Below are 21,157 nucleotides of genomic sequence, written 5' to 3'. Positions count from 1 at the left end.
ACCTGCAAATGTTTCACTTGGATGGAGTAATACCATGGACCTATGGAGTGCCTTGCAGGCGCTGATTCTGGGGATAGTCGAGGGCATCACCGAGTTTCTGCCGGTTTCCAGTACCGGCCACCAGATCGTGGTGGCCGACCTGATCGGCTTTCGCGGCGATACCGTCATCGCCTTCAACATCGTGATTCAGCTGGCGGCCATCCTGGCCGTGGTCTGGGAGTACCGCTTCAAGGTCTTCGAGATCGTCACCGACCTGCCACGCAAGTCCTATGCGCAGCGGTTCACCGGCAATCTGATCGTCGCCTTCCTGCCCGCCGCGGTGCTGGGCGTGATCCTCGGCGACCTGATCCACGAATACCTGTTCAACCCCATCACCGTGGCCTTCGCCCTGGTGATCGGCGGTGTGATCATGATCTGGGCGGAAAAGCGCAAGCATCGCATCCGCGTGGAAGAGGTGGACGACATGCGCTGGCATGACGCCCTCAAGGTCGGCTGCGCCCAGTGCCTGGCGATGATTCCGGGTACCTCGCGCTCCGGTTCCACCATCATCGGCGGCCTGCTCTTCGGCCTGTCGCGCAAGGCGGCCACGGAGTTCTCCTTCTTCCTGGCCATGCCGACCATGGTGGGTGCGACCGTCTACTCGGTCTACAAATACCGCCACATGTTCGTTCCCAGCGATGCGATGATCTTCGCGGTCGGCTTCGTCACTTCCTTCATCTTCGCCATGCTGGCGGTGAAGGCACTGTTGAAGTTCATCGGCAACCACAGCTACGTGGTCTTCGGCTGGTACCGCATCGTCTTCGGACTGCTGATCCTGGCCACCTGGCAATTCGGCTGGATCGACTGGCACGCGGCCAAGGCCGCCGGGTGAAACCCGAGAAGGAACAGCAGAGCCGGCGCAAGCCGGCTCGTGCGTCTACGCAGAACGCTTCCCCCAAGGCTGCCAAGCGGGCAGGGCCGCTGACGCCCTACCAGCAGCGCGCGGCCATCGCCCGCCAGGACATGCTGGCGCTGCTGCAGATCGCGGTCTTCATCCTGCCCCTGGTAGGCATGCTGTCCCTGGCCTTCGGCCGTGGCGTGCTCTGGCCGTTGCCGCTCTATCTGATCGCGAGCATCGTCACCTACCTGCTCTACAAGCACGACAAGCAGCGCGCCCGCGACAAGGGCTGGCGCGTGCCAGAGCGCATGCTGCACCTGGGCGAATTGCTCGGCGGCTGGCCGGGCGCCCTGATCGCCCAGCAGCGATTCCGCCACAAGACCGTCAAGCTGAGCTTTCGGCTGGTGTTCTTCGCCATCGTCGCCCTGCACCAGCTGCTCTGGCTGGATGTGCTCTGCGGCGGCTTTCTGCATCGTCACCTGCGGCTCTGAGATCAGCCAGGCGGCATGGGTGCGAGTGATGGGCTAGGCTTGGCGGGCGAAAGCCCCCGTTGCCCAGGAGCCCCACGTTGCGAACCCCCCTGTCGATCCTTACGCCTCTCTTCCTGTCCCTGACTCTGGCCGCCTGCAGCCAGAGTCGCGAGACCTCCTTGCCCACGGCCCCCGAGGCCGGTTCCGGTTACCGCCCTGGGCTGGCGGCCAGCGAAGCCACCCGGCAGATGGCGGCGGCGGCCAACCCTCTGGCCGCCGAGGCAGGGCGGGAGATCCTGCGCCAGGGTGGCTCGGCCATCGATGCCGCCATCGCCATGCAGGCGGTCCTGACCCTGGTCGAGCCGCAATCCTCGGGGATTGGCGGCGGCGCCTTCCTGCTCTACTGGGACGGTCGCAAGGTCCAGGCCTACGATGGTCGCGAGACCGCCCCGGCGGGCGCCACGGAAAGGCTCTTCCTGCATGCGGACGGCAGCCCCATGGCCTTCGAGGAGGCGCGTATCGGCGGTCGTTCGGTCGGGGTGCCCGGGGTGCTGCGCGCCTTGGAGCTGGCGCATCGCGACCACGGCAAGCTGGCCTGGCAGGTGCTGTTCGAGCCGGCCATCCGCCTGGCCCGCGAGGGTTTCCCGTTGTCGCCGCGGCTGCACAACCAGCTTGTGCACGATCCCTTCCTCAAGCAGTCGCCCGGCATGGCCGCGCTGTACCTGGATGCCGGAGGGCAGGTGAAGCCAGTGGGCACCCGGCTGCGCAATCCCGAGTTGGCCGCTACCCTGGCGCTGATCGCCCGGGAAGGCGCCGGCGCGCTCTATCGCGGCGACCTGGCCCAGGCCATCGCCCAGGCCGTGCAGCAAAGCCCCAATCCTGGCAGCCTGGGTGTCCAGGACCTGGCCGGCTATCGCGCCAGGACCCGTACGCCACTGTGCACCGACTACCAGCGCTGGCGTGTCTGCGGCATGCCACCGCCCGCCGGCGGCATCACCGTGGCCCAGACCCTGGGCATTCTCCAGGCCCTGGAAGCCCGAGATCCGGCCTGGGCCCTGGCGCCGCTGCGGCCGGTGCCGACCGCTCTGCCGGCGGGCCAGGAGCCGCGTCCCGAAGCCGTGCATCTGATCGCCGAGGCCGAGCGCCTGGCCTACGCCGATCGCGCCCAGTACGTGGCAGATCCGGAGCTGGTGCCGGTCAACGTCAAGGGCCTGCTCGATCCGGGCTATCTGGCCAGTCGCGCCCAGCAGGTCGGTGAGCGCAGCCTGGGCAAGGCCGCGCCGGGTGTTCCGCCCGGACCCACCCTGGCCTGGGCGCCGGATCGCTCGCCCCTGCGCGTCTCTACCTCGCAGGTCGTGGCCGCGGACGCGTGGGGCGGCGCCCTGTCCATGACCACCACGGTGGAGAGCTACTTCGGCTCCCACCTGATGGTGAAGGGCTTCATGCTCAACAACCAGCTGACGGACTTTTCCTTCGTGCCCCGCGAGAAGGGCTTGCCGGTGGCCAATCGGGTCGAACCGGGCAAGCGTCCGCGCTCGACCATGTCGCCCACCCTGGTATTCGATCGCCAGAGCGGCGACCTGTTAGCGGCTCTGGGGTCGCCGGGTGGCTCCCAGATCGCCGGCTATGTGGTCAAGACCCTGGTCGGCTTGCTGGACTGGCAGCTGGATCCTCAGGCGGCGGCGGGTCTGCCGAATTTCGGTAGCCGCAATGGCCCTACCGAGCTGGAACGTGGCGAGACCACCCCGGCCTTGCGCCAGGCGCTGGAGCAGCGCGGACATCAGGTGCGCGAGGACGAGATGACCAGTGGCATCCAGGTCATTCGCCGGGTCGGATCTGGCTGGCAGGGAGGTGCCGATCCGCGGCGGGAGGGCGCGGCGCTGGGGGACTAGGCGGAGGCCTAGACGGTAAAGACGTTCTCACCCCAGCCTGCTCCCAGGCGGGGAGGAGGCGATTGGACGGGGTTGGGCGTTTCGGAGGAGGTTTGCAGGGAAGAAGACGCCGGACCGGATGAACGGGCCGGCGTCTGCGCCATCACGCCGGCTGGTCGAGTTGCAGCACGCGGGTGGTGCGCTCGCGCACTTCGCGTAGCAGCTCCGGTTCTTCCGCCAGCTTGTGGCCGAAGGCCGGGAACATGGTGCGCAGCTTGGCCTGCCACTCTTCGCTCTGATAACGGCTGGGGAAGCAGCGTTCGACCAGGGTCAGCATGATGGACACCGAGGTGGAAGCGCCAGGGGATGCGCCCAGCAGGGCGGCGATGGTGCCGTCGCCGGAGGCGACGATCTCGGTACCGAACTGCAGGACACCGCCTTTCTGCGGATCCTTCTTGATGATCTGCACCCGCTGGCCCGCCACCTCCAGGCGCCAGTCCTGCTTGCGCACGGCCGGGTAGAAGGCGCGCAATTCCTCGACGCGCTGGTCGAAGGACTGCAGCACCTGGCCGACCAGGTAGCGGGTCAGCGGCATGTTGTCTCGCGCCACGGCGAGCATGGGGCCGATGTTGCCCGACTTGATCGACTTGGGCAGGTCGAGGAAGGAACCGCGCTTGAGGAACTTGGTGGTGAAGCCGGCGAAGGGCCCGAACAACAACGACTTCTTGCCATCCACCACCCGGGTGTCCAGGTGCGGCACCGACATCGGCGGCGAGTTGACCCCGGCCAGGCCGTAGACCTTGGCCTGGTGGCGCTCGACGATGTGCGGATCGTCGCAGCGCAGCCATTGGCCGCTCACCGGGAAGCCACCGTAGCCGGCGCCTTCGGGGATGCCGGACTTCTGCAGCAGGGGCAGGGCCGCGCCACCGGCGCCGAGGAAGACGAACTTGGCGATCAGCGTGCGGGTGGCACCGGAACGACTGTCCTCGATGGTCAGGCGCCAACGCTGATCCGCTTCGCGGGTCAGGTCCACCACCTTCTGGTTGTAGCGGACCTGGGTGCCGGGGCGGGTCTGCAGGTGACCCAGCAGGCTCATGGTCAGGGCGCCGAAATTGACGTCGGTGCCACCGGCCACATGGGTCGCCGCCACGGCTTCGGTAGCCGGACGGCCTTCCATCACCAGCGGCATCCACTCGCGCAGCTTGGCGTGATCCTCGGAATACTCCATGCCATCGAAGCAGGCGTGGTCCTTGAGGGCTTCATAGCGCTTGCGCAGGAAGGCGATGTCCTTGGCGCCATGCACGAAGGACATGTGTGGCACCGGGCTGATGAAGGCGCGCGGCGAACCGAAGTGGCCTTCCTCGACCAGGTAGGACCAGAACTGCCTGGAGGCCTCGAACATGCCGTTGATGCTGAGGGCCTTGGTGACGTCGATGCTGCCGTCCGCCTTTTCGGGCGTGTAGTTCAACTCGCAGAGGGCCGCATGGCCGGTTCCAGCGTTGTTCCAGGGGTTGGAACTCTCCGCCGCGCCTACGTCGAGCAGTTCGAGGACCTCTACGGTACTCGTGGGCTCCAGCTCCTTTAGCATGACCGCCAGGGTCGCGCTCATGATTCCCGCGCCGACGAAAACGAAATCCGACTCTTCGTTACCACTGTGCATTCATCGTACTCCTGAGACAGTGTCTCGCTTTACACCTGAGGGAGAGCGGGCGTCGGAGCCCGACCTCGAGTTGGGCAACCCCCGGCTGGCCGCGAACGGACGGGCAGGGGTGGGCAACCGGTAGGGCATGGCAGTCAGTTGCGACAGCGGCCGTCCGGCAATGTTCTGATTTATTGAGTGGGGGCCAAGCGTCCTGGCGAGCCGGGGGAAGCCGGTGCCAGGCGGGGCGATCAGGATGCGACAGGGAACCCGTCGAGCGTGCCGGAAGGGGGCGCTACGTGTTACGAGACGTGGCAGGAGACTCCTGGTCTCCCGGCGCAAACGATAGGTGATGATCGCGGCGATCCTGGTCGAGTACCCGTTTCGGTGCGAAATGATACCTAGGGTAACTGCTTAGGGCACCATCTATTTTGCTCGTGTAGTGGGTGGCGCGACCCACTACACGAACCCCGGGGTCAGCCGTTGATGCCCTGGCTGCGCAGGTAGTCGTCGTAGCTGCCGCTGAAATCGACCACACCGGTCTCGCTCATGTCGAGGATGCGGGTCGCCAGGGACGAGACGAATTCGCGGTCGTGGCTGACGAAGATCAGGGTGCCCGGATAGTTTTCCAGCGCCAGGTTCAGCGCCTCGATGGATTCCATGTCCAGGTGGTTGGTGGGCTCGTCCATCACCAGCACGTTGGGCTTCTTCAGGATCAGCTTGCCGAACAGCATGCGCCCCTGTTCACCACCGGAGATGACCTTGATCGACTTCTGGATGTCGTCGCTGGAAAACAGCATGCGGCCCAGGGTACCGCGTACCATCTGCTCGCCGCCCTGAGTCCATTGGCCCATCCACTCGAACAGGGTGGCATCGTCGGCAAAGTCTTCGGCATGGTCCTGAGCGAAGTAGCCCACGTCGGCGCTGTCGGTCCACTTCACTTCACCGCTCTGGGGGGCCATCTCGCCCACCAGGGTGCGCAGCAGGGTGGTCTTGCCAATGCCGTTGGGGCCGATGATGGCGACTCGCTCGCCGGCTTCGATCTGCAGACCCAGCCGCTTGAACAGCGGGGTACCGTCAAAGCCCTGGGTGACGTTTTCCAGGGTCACCGCCTGGCGGTGCAGCTTCTTGTTCTGCTCGAAGCGGATGAAGGGGCTGACGCGGCTGGACGGCTTGACCTCGTCCAGCTGGATCTTGTCGATCTGGCGCGCCCGGCTGGTGGCCTGCTTGGCCTTGGAGGCGTTGGCCGAGAAGCGGCTGACGAATTGCTGCAGTTCGGCGATCTGGGCCTTCTTCTTGGCGTTGTCCGACAGCAGGCGCTCGCGCGCCTGGGTGGCGGCGGTCATGTACTCGTCGTAGTTGCCCGGGAACAGGCGTAGCTCACCGTAGTCCAGGTCGGCCATGTGGGTGCAGACGCTGTTCAGGAAGTGGCGGTCGTGGGAGATGATGATCATGGTGCTGTTGCGCGCGACCAGGATGCCTTCCAGCCAGCGGATGGTGTTGATGTCCAGGTGGTTGGTCGGTTCGTCGAGCAGCAGCAGTTCCGGATCGGAAAACAGTGCCTGGGCCAGCAACACCCGCAGCTTCCAGCCGGGGGCGACGGCGCTCATGGGACCGAAGTGCTGGTCCTGGGGGATGCCCAGGCCGAGCAGCAGCTCGCCCGCCCGCGCTTCGGCGGTGTAGCCGTCGTATTCGGCGAACTGCACCTCAAGCTCGGCCACGGCCATGCCGTCGTCTTCGCTCATTTCCGGCAGCGAGTAGATGCGGTCGCGCTCGGCCTTGACCTTGGCCAGCTCGGCGTGGCCCATGATCACGGTATCGATGACCGTGCAGTCCTCATAGGCGAACTGGTCCTGGCGCAGCTTGCCCAGGCGCACGTTGGGTTCGAGCATCACCTGCCCGCCGGTGGGCTCGAGATCGCCCCCGAGAATCTTCATGAAGGTGGACTTGCCGCAGCCGTTGGCGCCGATCAGGCCATAGCGATGGCCGTTGCCGAATTTGACGGACACGTTCTCGAACAGCGGCTTGGCGCCAAACTGCATGGTGATGTTAGCGGTGGAGATCAAGGGGGTACCTATCAGGGACTAAAGGCGTCGCCGGAACTGACGGTACCGATTCGATACCGACACCGAGCTTGGCAATCTTGCTCAGAACTGAACCTGGCCGACTCAGCGAGCGTAGGTGGAAAGGAAGTCTGGAGGAGGATTTCCAGCTGTAGGCCATGAAGCCGATGCTCATGCCGGACATTGGGTTCATTGTCGCATAGGTCCGCCAGTGCTGATAAGGCCGCTGTCGGGGCGAAAGGGCTGCTGCGACTCGCCATTGCGCCAGCGATGTTCGGACCGCTGGTGATGATGGTCACGGAACGACACTCGCCAGGACCCTGCTCATGCTGCACTGATGTCGCCATCCCAGGAGCAGGATATGTCCGAGCAAACGAAAAGCCGAATAGATGCTGGAGCACCGCGGGAAGAGTCGCCGCCTACGCTGGAAGAAACCCAGGCCCGGAATGCCGAGCTGCGGCAGCAGAAGATGGCGAAGGAACGTCAGCAGGCGCTGTCGCAGTGGTCGCGAACCGCTGAAGAGAATGGAAAGCAGGCGCCTTGAGCCTGGGACCATCGGTAATAGTGGCCACTGAACAGGTAACCCCGGTAGCGCCTCTAATACAGTGAGGCCAATATTGGTCTCACTGTGAGGTGACCCATGATCACAACCACCAGTCATTGGCAAAGATTCAGTTCGCCCCAGGCTCCCGGAATGATCGCGAGGGCGATGTTCGGGATCGACGCCCAGCTCGCCGCGTCGCAAGGTGGGCAGGCGACAGAGCCCGCTCCGGCTGAGCCATTGAAACCCGATGACACCGATGTCGCCGACCCATCTGTCCCCGCGCCTGACGATCCGTCAGCGCCCGAGCCTGGTGAAGCCGATGACCAGGAGCCAGCGCCCCGGTAGCCCCTACCCGAGCCGTGAAAGAGCCCAGCCTTGGTGCTGGGCTCTTTCACGAACGGCGGTGGGTAAGGGAGCGCCGCTAACGAGGGCGGCGGATCGCGATAGGCGCTGATAGGTAATTGCCAGGCTGACTCTATAGGCTTGCCTCGACGTGTTCTTCTCGGTTCAAACGAGCGCCTCGCTGAGGCATGGCCTCCAGGCATAAAAGCCTATGTTCTTTAGGTTTATGTCAGGGTGGCCTGGCTATTCTCCACATTCATCATGATGTCCCTTTCCATCAGCCATATAGGGCTAACCCTTCTCCAAAAATCGTAGAGCAACAAGGTTGGGTTGGGTGATGCAATCGGCAACGTCGAAAACAATCGGTATGCTGTAAGTGTAGGCTGCCGACCAAGCTATCCGTTTTATATAAGGCGAAGCGGTTAATAGGCAATGACATTCCTTGCTGGAGATTGCCGCGCATGAGCGACTACCGAAGAGCGGCTTATGCGGGTTGATCGCCGCTTCGTTATTCCTTGCCCGGCTTTTCCTTGAGATCAAGTAAAAAGCGGAACGCACTTTGAACGGTGGTCTGCCGATCCTGTATTTCAGCGATGCACAGCGTCAGCATATCCCTGAGCGCTTCTGAGTCAGAAGTGCCATGGCATTCGTAGATTTGCCGCAATAGCTGATTGATTGCATCTTGTTCGGCGGCGTATCGCTCCAGCAGCAGAAGGCCATGTGTCCGGTCCTGTTCGTTCATTCGACGTTCTCCGGTACCTGTTGATAGGGCTACAGAAACAGTGTCGCGACGGTTAGAAAATAGCCTGAAGCCAAGGCGCCGGATGGATGGTCAGGGACAGCACGGAAAGCGGTATGTCAAAAAGATGAAACGTTTCAGTAGTTTTACCCCGGGGGCTCCATGAACAGGCTGAAAAAGGCGTTGGAAATGCTGGATCCACCGGTGAAGCATTTCATCGAATACCGGGGTGAAGATGTTTTGCTGACGCTCCTGGATCCTAGGGTGCCAGCAAAGGTATCTCGCCTGATTGTCAAACGCACGGTGTTGAATGTCGAAGCACTTAATATCATGGTGCTGTACGCCGTCAACGAACTTCGCCTTAAAGGCTCCCATTTACCGTTGCAAGCCGATACGGTGCTCATTGGCGGTAAGGCTCCGTAATCCTGGCCAAGCGGCGAATTGCTAATTGACCATTACCTTCCAATCGCTTCTTATCGATATCGCCGTGTGCGCATACTCGTCATGGCCGGCAGGTCTTTCATCCGTCCCTGGCGACAGCAAGGGTTGTCGGTCGTATTGATAATGTCGCCTTGGCTATCCTCTTCAGCAGCAGCTCTGGACGGCTCGCGTCTACCGGGGTCTATCTGGGCTACCGTCGCCCGCTGAATTCTGCGTCTGCCCAGCAGACAGCTGCAGATCCTGTCTACGGTCTTCAAGGCGATGGTAGCGGTACCACCTGCCAGACGGCCTCGGTCAATTGATCCAGGGTCCAGGGTTTATGGAGGAAGGGCACACCGGCGGGAATGTCACTTCTCAACCCGGCATAACCGGACATCAGCACGAAAGGCACCCCGGGCCAGCGTTCATTGACGATCTTCGCCAGCTGGATGCCATCGATCACGCCTGGCATCCGCACGTTGGACACCACCACGTTGACCTGTTGCCAGTGCAGTTCGAGAAACTGCAGGGCGGCATCGGCAGTGCCAAAGGTCTCCACATGGAAGCCTTCCTGTTTCAGGACCTCACGGACCAGCGCTTGCAGCAGCAACTCGTCTTCCGAAACGACCGCGAGCAGATTCGAGGTGTGAGGGGGGCGGGCGTTGGTATCCATGGGCGACCTTTCCTGAGTGGAGAATCTCTTCAGTCTAGTCAGGCCTGGGCCTTGCGCCTGGCCAATCGCCAGGATCCGCGGCCGCACCTGCTGCCAAGCTTGGCGAAGCCTGCCCTAGAACGGCACCGGCCGCTCTGGCGTGCACCAGTCAGTTGCCTGCCATCCGGCGACGTGCGGTAGGGACCTGGATGAAACATCTGGCGCTGCCGACCTACTAATCTCTGAGACCTACCGGCACAGGAGCCACGGCATGATCCTTTCTCTCTCTCCCGCGCCCGACACAACCTCGCCGCTGGCCCTCTGGCTGGGTGGCGATCAGGCACCGCTCAACGATTCCGACATGGCCGACGAGGAAATCGATACCGAGATCCCAGACGAAGTGGTCGAGAACCTGACCGAACCCGCCAAGCCGCCAGCACCGATCCCGGATCCCGGTCCGCTGTAGGCGCTGCAGGGAGCCGACTGGCGACATCAGCTGAGTGATTAGCCGGTGCCTGGCGCTGGCGTTGCCAGCCGGTCAGGCTGGCGCCAGGTCCGGCCGCTCACGCAGTGCGCGGCGGTAGAGCAGGGCGCTGAGGCCCAGGCCGGCCAGGGCCATGAGGCCGGCGAACAGGAAGATGGCACTGAAGCCGAAGCCATTGGCGATGGCCCCCGCCAGCGGCCCGGTGATACCGAGCGCCAGGTCCAGGCACAGCGAGTAGGCGCCCAGCGCGGCACTGCGATTGGTGGGCGGTACCTTGACGATGGCCTCCACGCCCAGGGCCGGATAGACCAGTGACAACCCGAAGCCGGCCATGGCCGCGCCGATCAGCGCCATTTGCGGGGTGACCGCCAGCCAGAGCAGCAGCAGACCCAGGGTCTCGACGGTGAAACAGGCCAGGGCGACCCGAAAGCCACCCAGCTTGTTGATGGTGCCGGCGAACAGCAGCCGCGCACAGATGAAGGCTGCGCCGAAGGCAGTGAGGCAGAAGGCGGCGTTGGGCCAGCCATTGCTCGCATAGTAGAGCGTGACGAAGGTGGCGATGGCGCCGAAACCGACGGAGCTCAGCAGCAGGCAGAGACCGAAAGGACTGATCCGCCAGAACACCTTGTGAAAGGGCAGTCGCTCACCGGGAATCACTGGCGCCGGTTCCTTGTTCCAGGCCAGTGCCAGGCCCAGGGCGCCCAGCAGCGCGATGGCCACGCCCAGGCTCCACAGGCCCAGGCCGGCGACCATGGCCACGCCCAGCGGCGCGCCGATCGCGAGGGCGCCGTAGGCGGCGATGCCATTCCAGGAGATCACCTTGCTCACATGCTGCATGCCGACGCTGCCCATGCCCCAGCTCAGGCAGCCGGTGCCGATCAGGGCCTGTGACATGCCGAGGATGACCCGGCCGACGATCAGCAGGCCCAGGCTGAGGCCAGGCACGCTCTGCAGCGAAGTGGCCAGCAGGGTCAGCACGCCACAGGCGACGCAGCCGAACAGGCCGTAGATCACCCCGCGCTTGGCGCCGATGCTGTCGGCCAGCTTGCCGGCCAGGGGGCGGGTGAACAGCGTGGCGAGGTACTGGATACTGATCGCCAGGCCCGCGATCACCGAGCCGTAGCCGAGATCGTCATGCACGTAGCCCGGCAGGATCGCCAGCGGCAGGCCGATCGCCAGGAACAGCAGGAAGCTGAAGACGACGATCGAGACGATGCGCAGCGTGATGGCGAGCGAGGTAGCGGGAGGGGCGGTCGTGGTCATGGCTGTTCTCGAGAGGACTCGTCGAATCGGCAGAGGAGGCGGACGCTGAGGGCCAGGCCGGCGAGCGCGGCCAGGGCGGCGCAGAGAAAGCTGGCGGCATAGCCGAAGTGGGTGGCCACGGCGCCGATCAGGGGGCCGGTCACTGCCAGCGAAAGGTCGATGAATACCGAATAGCCGGCCAGGGCGGCGCCCCGGTTGGAAGACGGAACCCGCTGCACCGCTTCCACGGCGAGCGCCGGGAACACCAGCGAGAAACCGATCCCGGTGAGGGCGGCGCCCACCAGGGCGGTGGTCACGCTGGGGGCTAGCCAGAGGACGGCCAGACCGACCGCTTCCACCGCCAGGCTGACGATGGCGACGCGAAAGCCGCCGTGGCGGTTGATGGCGTTGGCACAGACCAGGCGCACACCGATGAAGAAGCAACCGAACACGGTCAGGCACAGGGCCGCGCCGCTCCAGCCCTGACTGGCGTAATAGAGGGTGATGAAGGTCGCCAGGGTACCGAAGCCGATGCCGCCCAGCGCCAGGCCAAGGCCGAAGGGCAGGACCCGACCCAGCACGGTGGTGAAGGGCAGGCGTTCGCCGCGCACCGGAACGATCGGCGGACGGGGTTTGGCGATGCGATAACCCATGGCAGCCAGCCCGATGATGCTGACGCCCATGATCCACAGCCCCAGGGTATCCACCAGGGCCACGCCCAGCGGCGCGCCTATGGCCAGGGCGCCGTAGCTGGCGACGCCATTCCAGGAAATCACCTTGGCGGTATTGGTCGGGCCGACCCGGCCGATCGCCCATGAGATGGCACCGGTGCCTGACAGGCTTTCGGCGCAACCCAGCACCAGTCGGCCGAGCAGCAGGGCGGTGAGGCTGACCCAGGGCCAGGCTTGCAGAAGCACCGAGGCCAGCATCAGCACGCCACTGAGGCCGCAGCCGAGCATGCCGTAGAGCACCGACTGCTTGGCGCCCACGGTATCGATGATGCGTCCGGCGTGGGAGCGCGAAAACAGCGTCGCCAGGTACTGACTGCTGATCACCAGGCCGGCGATGATGGAGTTGAAGCCCAGCTGGTCATGCACGTAGCCCGGCAGCACGGCCAGGGGGATGCCGATGGTAAGGTAGGCGATAAAGGTAAAGAGCACCGTGCCCAGGGTAATGCGGGTGGCCAGAGCGGGTGAGGGTACGGGCGGTAGGCTGGCGGTCGACATCGGACTCGAGAGGTTGTCTGACAATGTGGGATAGATTGCTTTCGTCCGGTAAAGGTCACATGCGATGACATTTTTTGTCCATGCGCGCGAGGAAGCGAAACGAGCGCCAGATCCTACTTGGGTCGGTTTCCTGCTGTTGGTCGCCATGCCCTGCTGGGCAGCGGAACGGATCGACGTGCGGATCGGTGAGCAGCGCCTGGCCGTAGAGGTGGCGACCACACCTGCGCAGCGGGCTCAGGGACTCATGGGGCGACCGCCACTGGACGCCCGCGAAGGGATGCTGTTCGTCTTCGCCGGGGATGACGAACGTTGCCTGTGGATGCGCGATACCCCCAGCGCACTGGCCGCCGCCTTCATCGACAAGAGTGGCAGGATCCTCAATACCGTCGAGATGCAGCCACTCACCGATACCCATCATTGCTCAAAGGCCCCGGCGCGCTACGCGCTGGAAACCCAGGCCGGCTGGTTTTCAGGGCATGGGATCAAGCCAGGCGCACCTGTACAGGGGCTGGAAAAGGTCGCGCCTGCCTCCCGGTAGTCCTTCGATGTGGTATCAGGATTATTTTATATTTTTCATATAAATCAATAAGTTATGTTGACTTTATAACCTTAAGTAGAATCTGCTTTTAATATGTTACTTTAAGTTTTTTAGGCGTATGAGTTGCCTGGCGGCCTCTGTGCCTGCACTGGCGGCTGGCGCCATATGGGTGTGCTGCACCTCTTCCCGTTGCTGGCATGACGCCCTGCCCACTATTGAATCCAGGCCTCGACACGCCGGTTCTTCACTCGGCCGTTGGGCGACAGTCCCGCAACGGGTAGCTGGTCGCCGAGAGAAAGCACTTCGCCGGCAAAGGCCTGCTGGTGACGCAATGCCGTGGCGACCGCGGTGGCCCGCAGGCGCGCCAGCAGGGCTGCGCGTGCCGGATCTTCGGTGGCATCGTTGAAGCCCACCAGAATCAGCTGCCGACCGGTATTTTCCGGCTGGCGCATGAAGGCGGCCAGCCGCTCGACATCACGCAGCGCCTTGTTGTCCAGGCGCGCACTGCCGGCGGTGAAACGGAAGTTGACGGTGAGGCGCTGCGCCCGGCGCGCCAGTTCGCCGTAAGCCGTTGGCATGCCGCGGGTGTCGTCCATGGTCAGAGGCTCGATGCGCTGGGCGACGAAGCCGCTTTGTTGCACCACCGCCTGACCCGCCGGGGTCTGGCTGAATTCCAGCAGGCGCTGCGCCCAGTCCGAACGATGAGCCGGCGGCGCATAGAGGAAGAGCCGGCGGGCAAGCGGATAGTCCTCGGTGGCGATGCTGGCTTCGCTCGGCGCTATGGCGCGGCCTTCACCGTCGCGCAGGGCGAGCTTTGGCGACCCGGCAGCCGCTGCCAGGCTGGTGAAGCCTATGCCGGCAGGATCCTCGGCCACCCGCTGGGCCAATTCTTCGTTGGATTCGAAGCGCCTGGCGGCGGCGCTCAGGCGTTTGCCGGCGGGAGTCAACACCAGCTCGCGAAAGGTGTCGTAGGTGCCCGAGCGATCATCCCGCGCATAGAGCCGGATCGGGCCGGGCTTGCCGCCCAGTTGCTGCCAGTCGTCGATGGCGCCGGAGAAGATCTGCGCCAGCTGCTGCAGATCGAGTTCCCGCAGCGGATTGCCGGGATGCACGATGATCGCCAGGCCGTCCAGGCCGATGACGTACTCCCCCTCCTTGCTGCGCAGGTCACCCAGACCGGCCAGGGTGTTCGCCTCGCTATCGGTGACCGGGCGCGAGGCGGCAGCGAGATCGGTTGTGCCCGCGGCCAGGGCGGTGAAGCCGGTACTAGAACCATGGGCCGCGATCTGCACGGCCACGCTAGCGCCGTTCGGGGCGCGCGCCACCAGCTGCCATTCATCCATCACCGCGGTGGGCACTACCTGGGGATCGCGGTAGCCGCGCTCGGCGAGCAGGGCCGCGACCAGGCGCGGACCCAGGCGGGCGTTGATGGTATTGGAGCCCTGCAGACGCAGGAGGGTGGTTGGGCTGTCGCTGGCCAGCAGGGGGGAAGACAGCAGCGGAAGCAAAGTCGCGAGCATCGCTCGCCGCAGCAAGGCGCGACGGAATACCGAAGCAGAGCAGTTCATGGGTCGGCCTCGAGCCTAAGGCGAGGCCGACACCTTAGGAGCGTCGCATGACGCCGATATGACAGGACCTCACGTCAATTCCAGCCAGATCGGCGCGTGGTCGGAGGGTTTCTCCATGCCGCGGATGTCGTAGTCGACGCCGGCGGAGACGATACGCTCCTGCAGGATCCGCGAGGCCAGGATGGTGTCGATGCGCAGGCCGCGCTTGGGTTCGTCTTCGAAGCCGCGACTGCGATAGGGGAACCAGCTGAAGCGGTCGTCGACCTCAGGGTGCAGCTGGCGGTAGCTGTCGATCAGGCCCCAGCCGAGCAGGCGCTGCATCCATTCGCGCTCTTCCGGCTGGAAGCTGCAGGCGCCGGTACGCAGCCAGCGCTTGGCATTCGCGGCGCCGATGCCGATGTCGCGATCCTGGGCCGAGATATTGAAGTCGCCCATGAGCAGCAAGGGCGTGTCCGGAGAAAACCGCTCTTCAAGTAGATTCTGAAGATCCGCGTAGAACTTCCTCTTACCAGGAAATTTTGTCGGGTGGGCTATATTCTCGCCCTGAGGAAAATAGCCGTTCATGATCACCAGTGGCTGACCCTGGCGATCCGCGAAGACGCCATAGATGAATCTCTTCTGGGATTCTTCACCGTCGTCCGGAAAGCCCTTGTGCAACTCCAGGGGTGCCAGGCGTGACAACAAGGCCACGCCGTAGTGACTCTTCTGGCCGTGGTAGTGCACGTGATAACCCAGGGCCTCCACCTCTGCCAGGGGAAACTGGTCATCCGCGACCTTGGTTTCCTGAAGGCCGATCACATCCGGATCATAGCGTTCTATGATGGCAGAAAGTTGATGAGGTCTTGCGCGCAAGCCGTTGATATTGAAGCAAACTACCTTCATGTCGCCCTCCCGAAATATGGATGGCCCTAGCCTAGCAGAAAGCCTCTCGCCGAAACCGCCACCTGGCGAACCCTGGCCACTCCCGTTTGTCTCACAGCGCAACGCCCGTTAGCATCCCTGTATGAATAAGCCGAACGCTCTACGTCGCGCCCTGATTGGAATTTGTTGTCTGCACGGGGTGGCCTGGGCGGCACCGGCCGAAGTCAGCGTTCGCGTCCAGCCCGCCAATAACGCGTTGCGAGACAACATTCAGGCCTATATCGGCTCGGTCGAGGGACGGGATGCAGCCGGGCTGCAGCGCCTGCGTCCGGCGACGGAACGGCAGGCCGAACAGGCAGCCCAGGCCCTTGGCTACTACCACGCGCAGATCGAGACCCGGGTCGAGCCGGGGGAGACGCCACGGCTAGTGGTCGAGGTACGGCCGGGCGAGCCGGTCAGGCTGCGCAACGTCGATATCCGCATCGAAGGCCCGGCGCGCGAGTTGCGCGCCTTTCGCCAGCCGATACCGGCCGGACTCAAGGCGGGCCAGCCGCTGAACCAGGGCCTCTACGAAGACGCCAAGAGCCTGATCCAGAATCAGGCGCAGCGTTATGGCTTCTTTCGTGGCACCTTCACCGAGCATCAGCTGCGTATCGATCCCGCCACCGGCTTTGCCGATATCGCCCTGGTATTCGCCAGCGGGCCACGCTTTGTCCTCGGCAAGGTGTCCTTCGAAGGGGATGCGCCCTTCGATCCCGATCTGCTCCAGCGCATGGTGCCGTTTGCCCAGGGCACGCCCTACGATTCCGAGCTGATCGCCGATTTCCAGAGCAATCTGCTGGCCAGCGGCTTCTTCGATGGCGCACGGCTCGACACCTATCCCAAGCAGGAAGGCGCCGCCGAGGTGCCGGTGACGGTCACGCTACGGACCCGCAAGCCACGGACCTTCGGCTTCGGCCCCGGCTATTCCACCGATGTCGGACCAAGGCTGAGATTCACCTGGGAAAACCACTGGCTCAATCCCCAGGGCCACAGCCTGGGTGCGGAAGCGGAGTTGTCGGCGCCCCGCCAGAGCATTGCCACCTGGTACGACATTCCCGGGCAGGACCCGATCAATGACAAGTTCCGCTTCGCTGGCGGCTACCAGTACGAGCAGATCGCCAACGACGACTCCCTCAGCCAGTTGCTGACCGTGGGTCCCGAGTGGCATCGCAAGTTTCCCAACGGCTGGGAGCGGGTACTCTCGCTCAAATGGCGCAACGAAAGCTATCGGCTGGGTAATGACGAAGGCACCTCCAATCTGGTGATGCCCGGGGTGGATTTCTCCCTGTTGCGCAGCGACAACCGCATCGACCCCAATCGCGGCTACCGCCTGCAATTCGGCGTGTCGGCGGCGAAGGAAGGACTGTTCTCGGATGCCAACATGATCCATGCCACGGCGCTGGCCCGTGGGCTGATCACCGTGGGCGACGGGCACCGCTTCCTCGGGCGCCTGCAGCTGGGTGGCAACTTCACCAACGGCTATAACAAGGTGCCGCCGTCGCTGCGCTTCTTCGCCGGCGGCGATCAGAGCGTTCGCGGCTACGACTACCAGACCCTGTCGCCGGAAAACGATGAAGGTGACTATGTGGGAGGCCGGTATCTCGTCGCGGGCGGCGTCGAATACCAGTATCCCCTGCGGGACAAATGGCGCCTGGCGACCTTCATCGACCAGGGCAGCGCCTTCAACGACCTCAACAATTACGAACTCAAGACCAGCGTCGGCATAGGCGTACGCTGGGTCTCGCCGGTAGGGCCGATCCGTGTCGACCTGGCCCACGGCCTCGACGAACCCGGCGGCATCCGCCTGCACTTTTCCATAGGACCTGAGCTGTGAAGTCGGTAGGTGGTGTCATCCTTGGCGTGCTGGCGACCCTGCTCGGTGGGCTGATCCTGCTGCTGGCTTTGGTACTGGGCAACGACAGCGTCAGCCGTCTGCTGCTGGAACGGGTCCCGGGGCTAACCCTGGTTGATTTCAAGGGCCGCCTCGGTGGCCACTGGCAAGCCCGGCAGCTGGTCTGGGACGGTGGTGCTACCCGGGTGACGGTCGAGGCGCCCGAGTTCGCCTGGCGGCCCGGTTGCCTGCTCCGGTTGCAGCTGTGCATCGACACCCTAACCGCTTCGCGTATCGCCATCGACCAGGCGCCCAGTCCCGAGCCTGCGCCCGAGCAGAGTGGGCCCATCCAGTTGCCCAGCCTCGGCTTGCCGTTGGGGGTGCAGCTGGGCGAGGTGCGAATCGGCGAGATCCGCTACAACGGCGCCGAACAGGCTCGCGACCTGGCGCTCCAGGCGCGCTGGCAGGCTGATGGCATCGCCATCGAGCGGCTGGCCGGCGTGGCCCACGGCATCACCCTGGATACCCACGGCCGGCTGCAACCGAGTGGCGCCTGGCCACTGCAGTTGCAGGGCACCCTGGGTCTGCCCGCGCCGGAGGCCGCGCCCTGGTCGCTGGCGCTCAAGCTGGACGGTGAATTGCAGAAGACCTTGCAGCTGGAGGCCGACAGCAGCGGTTATCTGCCCGGACGCCTGAGCGGCACGGTGCAACCGCTGGTGGAAAACGTCCCGGCCGACCTGCAACTGGTGGCCGATGGCTTCAAGGCGGCCGCCAGCCTGCCCGATACCCTGCGACTGAACGATCTCAAGCTGACCGCACGGGGCGACCTGGCCGGGGGCTACGCCCTGGTCGGCCAGGCCCGGTTGCCGGGCGAGGGCGGTCCGGTGGAGCTGAATCTGGATGGCCGCGTCGATGCCCGGGGCGCGCGAATCGCCGCCCTGCGCCTGCAGGCCACGCCCGAACAACGGGTGGTGCTGGCCGGACAGGTCGACTGGCACGAGGGATTGGCCGCCGATGCCACGCTGGACTGGCGCGACTTCCCCTGGCGGCGGCTGTATCCCATGGCGGAGCCCCCGGTGAGCCTGCAGCGTCTGCAAGGCGAAGTGGCCTATCGGGATGGCGCCTACCTGGGCAATCTCAAGGCCGCCGCCACCGGCCCGGCCGGCGCCTTTACCCTGGCCACCCCCTTCAGTGGCGACACCACCCAGCTCAATCTGCCGTCCCTGGATCTCCAGGCCGGCGAGGGGCGGGCGCAGGGCAAGGTCAATCTGGGCTTCACCGACGGCGTCAGCTGGCAGGTGGCGCTGGACCTGAGCCGCCTCGATCCGGCCTTCTGGGTGGCCCAGCTACCCGGCAGCCTGGGCGGTCCGCTGCGCAGTTCGGGCGCCTTCAAGGATGGTCGCCTGCAGCTGGATGCCGATCTGGACCTCAAGGGTCGACTGCGCAACCAGCCGGCCGTGCTGGCGGCCAAGGCCAGGGGCGCTGGCGAGCAATGGCAGGTATCCGAGCTCGACATCCGCCTGGGCGACAACCGGATTCGGGGGCAGGGCGCCCTCGACCAGCGTCTGCAAGGTCAGCTCCAGCTGGACCTGCGCCGCCTGGCCCAGCTCTGGCCCGATCTTTCCGGAAGCGCCCAGGGCCGCCTGGACGTGGCCGGGACCCTCAAGGCGCCTGCCGGCCAGTTGCGCCTCGACGGTCGCCAGCTGGCCTATGCCGACAACCACATCAGCAGCCTCGCGCTGGCCGCCACCCTGGATGATCGCCAACGCGGCACGCTGGATCTGACCGCCCAGGGGCTGCAGGCCGCCGGTCGCGATTTCGGGGTCCTGCGCCTGCAGGGGCAGGGGGATCGCCGTCAGCAGCAGGCGGATCTCTCGCTCAAGGGGTCGCAACTGAACCTGATGCTCGCAGCCGGTGGCACGCTGGCCGACAACGGGGACTGGAAGGGGCAGCTGTCTCGTGGATCGGTCGCGGCCAGCGGCCAGAACTGGACCCTGCAGACCCCGGCCCGCATCGAGCGTCTGAACAGTGGTCGTCTGGAGCTGGGTCGCCACTGCTGGCGCTCCGGCGCGGCCAGCATCTGTGGCGACGATCAGCAACTGCTGCCCGATACCCGTCTCGCCTGGCACCTGCGCGCCTTCCCGCTCGCCAGTCTGCAACCGCTGCTGCCGCCGGAGCTGGCCTGGCAGGGCACCCTCGACGGCGATGTCGATCTGCGCCTGCCCAAGGCCGGACCCGATGGCGAAATCCGGCTGCAGGCCGGGCGGGGCAGCCTCAGGCTGCGTGACGCTGCCGGTCAGTGGCAGACCTTCAGCTACGACAGCCTGGACGTTACCAGCGCCCTGAAACCGCAGCAGGTCGACACCCAGGTGCGTCTGACCAGTGCCGATCTTGGCCGGCTCGACGTCCAGGCCCGGCTGGATCCCCATGATCCGAGCCAGGCGCTGGCCGGTCGCTTCCAGTTGCAGGGCCTGAATCTGGCTCTGGGCAAGGCCTTTGTCGAAGGCATCGAGCACCTCGAAGGCAAGATCAATGGCGCGGGCGAGCTGGGAGGGACGCTGCTGCAACCGCGCGTTAATGGCCAGATCCAGCTCAGCGGCGGCGACATCGGCGGTGGCAGCGTACCGACGCGCCTGCAGGATCTCGGCCTGACCGCCCGCATCCAGGGCGATAGCGCCGTGCTCGACGGCGGCTGGCGCAGCGGGACCCAGGGGCGTGGCCAGATCCAGGGCAGCGTCGGCTGGGCCAATGGCCTGGACGTCAACGTGGCGGTCACCGGCGACAAGCTGCCGGTCAACGTCGAACCCTATGCCCAGCTGGAAGTGGCGCCCAATCTCAAGATCCTGATGAAGGACGGTCGTCTGGCCCTGGCCGGCGAGGTGCGGGTGCCGCGCGGGCGCATCCGGGTCCAGCAGCTGCCGCCGTCCACGGTCAAGGTGTCGGACGATGCCGTTATCGTCGGCCAGGAGGCGCCGGCCAGGCAGCAGCCGATGCAGATCGCCATGGACGTCGATGTGCTGGTCGGTTCCGACAAGCTCACCTTCGATGCCTTCGGCCTGTCCGCCGAAATCGTCGGCAAGGTGCATATCGGCGACAATCTCGACACCCGCGGCGAGCTGAATCTGCGCAACGGACGCTACAACGCCTATGGTCAGCGCCTGACCATGAGACGCGCCCGACTGTTCTTCCAGGGCCCCATCGCCCAGCCCTATATCGACGTGGAGGCCGTGCGGGTGGTGCAGGAGCAGAATGTCACCGCGGGCCTGCGGCTCTCGGGCTTTGCCCAGCAGCCGCGCATCGAGGTGTTTTCCGAGCCGAGCATGAGCCAGGAGCAGGCGCTGGCCTACCTGGTACTGGGTCGCCCGCTGTCCAGCGGCAGCGAAGGCGACAACAACGTGCTCGGCCAGGCGGCGCTGGCCCTGGGCCTGGCTGGCAGTTCCGGCACCGCGGGCGCCCTGGCGCAGCGGTTGGGCATTCAGAACTTCCAGCTGGATACGGCGGGTTCGGGGGACAAGACCAGTGTGGTGGCCTCGGGCAATCTCACCGACAGATTGTCGGTGCGCTATGGGGTCGGGGTATTCGCTTCGGCGAACACCGTGGCCCTGCGCTACCAGCTCACCCGCCGGCTCTATCTCGAGATCGCCAGCGGGCTGGCCAATTCCCTGGATTTCTTCTATCGCCGCGATTTTTGAAGCAGGGGTGCGTAACGCTTTGATCGCTTGCGGAAAACGTGTTTACTCCCTGTCCC

At 64.9% G+C, this 21,157-nt stretch carries 17 protein-coding genes; 9 read left to right on the top strand and 8 right to left on the bottom strand.

Going from position 1 to position 21,157, the window contains the following annotated elements; genetic code table 11:
• The first annotated feature begins 34 nt into the window (after positions 1-34).
• From QE393_RS08780 to QE393_RS08770, 3 genes are all read left to right on the top strand, one after another.
• On the top strand, positions 35-871 hold the full coding sequence (locus tag QE393_RS08780; protein ID WP_158896727.1) for an undecaprenyl-diphosphate phosphatase: 837 nt from the start codon (positions 35-37) through the stop codon (positions 869-871).
• Positions 868-1,368 carry a DUF1294 domain-containing protein gene (locus tag QE393_RS08775; protein ID WP_310043061.1) on the top strand — a complete coding sequence of 167 codons (501 nt, stop codon included), beginning with the start codon at positions 868-870 and terminating at the stop codon, positions 1,366-1,368. Before QE393_RS08780 ends, QE393_RS08775 begins: the two co-directional genes overlap by 4 nt.
• A 77-nt stretch (positions 1,369-1,445) precedes the next feature.
• Positions 1,446-3,239, top strand: a complete 1,794-nt coding sequence (locus QE393_RS08770; RefSeq protein ID WP_405046238.1) for a gamma-glutamyltransferase family protein — start codon at positions 1,446-1,448, stop codon at positions 3,237-3,239.
• A gap of 142 nt (positions 3,240-3,381) precedes the next feature.
• Here QE393_RS08770 and mqo read toward each other — a convergent pair whose 3' ends face one another.
• Positions 3,382-4,878 carry a malate dehydrogenase (quinone) gene (mqo, locus tag QE393_RS08765; RefSeq protein WP_273807233.1) on the bottom strand — a complete coding sequence of 499 codons (1,497 nt, stop codon included), beginning with the start codon at positions 4,876-4,878 and terminating at the stop codon, positions 3,382-3,384.
• Between the two features lie 455 nt (positions 4,879-5,333).
• Positions 5,334-6,923, bottom strand: coding sequence for an ABC-F family ATPase (locus QE393_RS08760; protein WP_187979340.1), 1,590 nt, complete (start codon positions 6,921-6,923; stop codon positions 5,334-5,336).
• Positions 6,924-7,281: 358 nt separating this feature from the next.
• On the opposite strand from QE393_RS08760, the gene QE393_RS08755 reads away from it, so the two are divergent.
• Complete coding sequence (locus QE393_RS08755; RefSeq protein WP_273807293.1) at positions 7,282-7,464, top strand: hypothetical protein; 183 nt, start codon at positions 7,282-7,284, stop codon at positions 7,462-7,464.
• Between the two features lie 850 nt (positions 7,465-8,314).
• Here QE393_RS08755 and QE393_RS08750 read toward each other — a convergent pair.
• The gene (locus QE393_RS08750) at positions 8,315-8,548 is read right to left on the bottom strand and encodes a hypothetical protein (RefSeq protein ID WP_273807294.1); all 234 of its coding nucleotides are present in this window, start codon (positions 8,546-8,548) and stop codon (positions 8,315-8,317) included.
• A gap of 159 nt (positions 8,549-8,707) precedes the next feature.
• Between QE393_RS08750 and QE393_RS08745 the strand changes: the two genes are divergently transcribed.
• Positions 8,708-8,968 (top strand): hypothetical protein, encoded by a 261-nt coding sequence (locus tag QE393_RS08745; protein ID WP_273807295.1) that lies wholly within the window; start codon positions 8,708-8,710, stop codon positions 8,966-8,968.
• A gap of 271 nt (positions 8,969-9,239) precedes the next feature.
• Here QE393_RS08745 and QE393_RS08740 read toward each other — a convergent pair whose 3' ends face one another.
• Positions 9,240-9,638: a response regulator gene (locus QE393_RS08740; RefSeq protein WP_273807296.1), complete on the bottom strand. Its 399-nt coding sequence runs from the start codon at positions 9,636-9,638 to the stop codon at positions 9,240-9,242.
• A gap of 250 nt (positions 9,639-9,888) precedes the next feature.
• Here QE393_RS08740 and QE393_RS08735 point away from each other — a divergent pair, with 250 nt between their 5' ends.
• On the top strand, positions 9,889-10,083 hold the full coding sequence (locus tag QE393_RS08735) for a hypothetical protein (RefSeq protein WP_007158427.1): 195 nt from the start codon (positions 9,889-9,891) through the stop codon (positions 10,081-10,083).
• A 72-nt stretch (positions 10,084-10,155) separates the two neighbouring features.
• On the opposite strand, the gene QE393_RS08730 is transcribed toward QE393_RS08735, so the two are convergent.
• Both QE393_RS08730 and QE393_RS08725 read right to left on the bottom strand, forming a co-directional pair.
• Positions 10,156-11,364, bottom strand: coding sequence for an MFS transporter (locus QE393_RS08730; RefSeq protein WP_273807297.1), 1,209 nt, complete (start codon positions 11,362-11,364; stop codon positions 10,156-10,158).
• Positions 11,361-12,569, bottom strand: a complete 1,209-nt coding sequence (locus QE393_RS08725; protein ID WP_273807298.1) for an MFS transporter — start codon at positions 12,567-12,569, stop codon at positions 11,361-11,363. Before QE393_RS08725 ends, QE393_RS08730 begins: the two co-directional genes overlap by 4 nt.
• Positions 12,570-12,714: 145 nt before the next feature.
• Between QE393_RS08725 and QE393_RS08720 the strand changes: the two genes are divergently transcribed.
• Complete coding sequence (locus QE393_RS08720; RefSeq protein ID WP_273807520.1) at positions 12,715-13,107, top strand: DUF192 domain-containing protein; 393 nt, start codon at positions 12,715-12,717, stop codon at positions 13,105-13,107.
• 212 nt (positions 13,108-13,319) lie between these two features.
• Here the strand turns inward: QE393_RS08720 and QE393_RS08715 are convergent, their stop codons facing one another.
• Positions 13,320-14,675, bottom strand: coding sequence for a substrate-binding domain-containing protein (locus QE393_RS08715; protein ID WP_273807299.1), 1,356 nt, complete (start codon positions 14,673-14,675; stop codon positions 13,320-13,322).
• Between the two features lie 69 nt (positions 14,676-14,744).
• A complete protein-coding gene (gene xthA, locus QE393_RS08710; protein WP_273807300.1) occupies positions 14,745-15,557 on the bottom strand; it encodes an exodeoxyribonuclease III in 813 nt (270 codons plus the stop codon).
• Positions 15,558-15,678: 121 nt separating this feature from the next.
• Here xthA and QE393_RS08705 point away from each other — a divergent pair, with 121 nt between their 5' ends.
• Complete coding sequence (locus QE393_RS08705) at positions 15,679-17,412, top strand: autotransporter assembly complex family protein (RefSeq protein WP_273807301.1); 1,734 nt, start codon at positions 15,679-15,681, stop codon at positions 17,410-17,412.
• Positions 17,409-21,101 carry a translocation/assembly module TamB domain-containing protein gene (locus tag QE393_RS08700; RefSeq protein ID WP_310043056.1) on the top strand — a complete coding sequence of 1,231 codons (3,693 nt, stop codon included), beginning with the start codon at positions 17,409-17,411 and terminating at the stop codon, positions 21,099-21,101. Before QE393_RS08705 ends, QE393_RS08700 begins: the two co-directional genes overlap by 4 nt.
• Positions 21,102-21,157: the final 56 nt, after the last annotated feature.

This window comes from Pseudomonas sp. SORGH_AS_0211 (assembly GCF_031453455.1).
Lineage (GTDB): Bacteria > Pseudomonadota > Gammaproteobacteria > Pseudomonadales > Pseudomonadaceae > Chryseomonas > Chryseomonas aestiva.
The sequence above is the reverse complement of the archived record's forward strand: the minus strand, read 5'-3'. Positions and strand labels throughout refer to the sequence as shown.

Excerpts from the sequence above, each read along its gene's own strand:
- QE393_RS08780 (WP_158896727.1), top strand. The coding sequence starts at position 35 with ATGGACCTATGGAGTGCCTTGCAGGCGCTGATTCTGGGGATAGTCGAG.
- mqo (WP_273807233.1), bottom strand. The coding sequence starts at position 4,878 with ATGCACAGTGGTAACGAAGAGTCGGATTTCGTTTTCGTCGGCGCGGGA.
- QE393_RS08755 (WP_273807293.1), top strand. The coding sequence starts at position 7,282 with ATGTCCGAGCAAACGAAAAGCCGAATAGATGCTGGAGCACCGCGGGAA.
- QE393_RS08750 (WP_273807294.1), bottom strand. The coding sequence starts at position 8,548 with ATGAACGAACAGGACCGGACACATGGCCTTCTGCTGCTGGAGCGATAC.
- QE393_RS08745 (WP_273807295.1), top strand. The coding sequence starts at position 8,708 with ATGAACAGGCTGAAAAAGGCGTTGGAAATGCTGGATCCACCGGTGAAG.
- QE393_RS08740 (WP_273807296.1), bottom strand. The coding sequence starts at position 9,638 with ATGGATACCAACGCCCGCCCCCCTCACACCTCGAATCTGCTCGCGGTC.
- QE393_RS08735 (WP_007158427.1), top strand. The coding sequence starts at position 9,889 with ATGATCCTTTCTCTCTCTCCCGCGCCCGACACAACCTCGCCGCTGGCC.
- QE393_RS08730 (WP_273807297.1), bottom strand. The coding sequence starts at position 11,364 with ATGACCACGACCGCCCCTCCCGCTACCTCGCTCGCCATCACGCTGCGC.
- QE393_RS08725 (WP_273807298.1), bottom strand. The coding sequence starts at position 12,569 with ATGTCGACCGCCAGCCTACCGCCCGTACCCTCACCCGCTCTGGCCACC.
- QE393_RS08720 (WP_273807520.1), top strand. The coding sequence starts at position 12,715 with ATGCCCTGCTGGGCAGCGGAACGGATCGACGTGCGGATCGGTGAGCAG.
- QE393_RS08715 (WP_273807299.1), bottom strand. The coding sequence starts at position 14,675 with ATGAACTGCTCTGCTTCGGTATTCCGTCGCGCCTTGCTGCGGCGAGCG.
- xthA (WP_273807300.1), bottom strand. The coding sequence starts at position 15,557 with ATGAAGGTAGTTTGCTTCAATATCAACGGCTTGCGCGCAAGACCTCAT.
- QE393_RS08705 (WP_273807301.1), top strand. The coding sequence starts at position 15,679 with ATGAATAAGCCGAACGCTCTACGTCGCGCCCTGATTGGAATTTGTTGT.